The organism is Rhizobium sp. A37_96 (assembly GCF_053521765.1).
Map to the genome: position 1 here is coordinate 1 of NZ_JBNWDS010000055.1, position 701 is coordinate 701.

General features: G+C 58.2%; 1 protein-coding gene. It reads right to left on the reverse strand.

The features are described from left to right. On the reverse strand, positions 1-701 hold a 701-nt coding region (locus ACQZ6J_RS33895), incomplete at both ends, for an amino acid ABC transporter ATP-binding protein (RefSeq protein WP_449087239.1).

Here is a 701-nt window from a genome sequence, read left to right on the forward strand (position 1 = left end):
GTGCGCTCATGCTGCGGATTGTCGAAGAATTCCTTCGGCGAATTCTGTTCGACGATCTGGCCCTGGTCCATGAAGATGACGCGGTTGGCGACCTGGCGGGCGAAGCCCATTTCGTGGGTGACGCACAGCATGGTCATACCTTCCTCGGCAAGACCGACCATCGTGTCGAGCACTTCCTTGATCATTTCCGGGTCGAGTGCCGAGGTCGGCTCATCGAACAGCATGATCTTCGGGTTCATGCACAGCGAGCGGGCGATTGCCACGCGCTGCTGCTGACCGCCGGAAAGCTGGCCCGGATATTTCTTGGCCTGCTCGGGGATCTTGACGCGGGTCAGGAAGTGCATGGCGATTTCTTCCGCCTGCTTCTTCGGCATCTTGCGTACCCAGATCGGGGCCAGCGTGCAGTTTTCGAGGATCGTCAGGTGCGGGAAGAGATTGAAGTGCTGGAACACCATGCCGACTTCGCGGCGCACTTCATCGATCTTTTTCAGATCGTTGGTGAGCTCGACGCCGTCGACGACGATCTGGCCCTTCTGGTGTTCTTCCAGACGGTTGATGCAGCGGATCATCGTCGATTTTCCCGAGCCGGACGGGCCGGCAATGACGATGCGCTCGCCGCGCATGACCTTCAGATTGATATCGCGCAACACATGGAAGTCGCCGTACCACTTGTTCATGTTGATCATGTTAACCGCGACCTC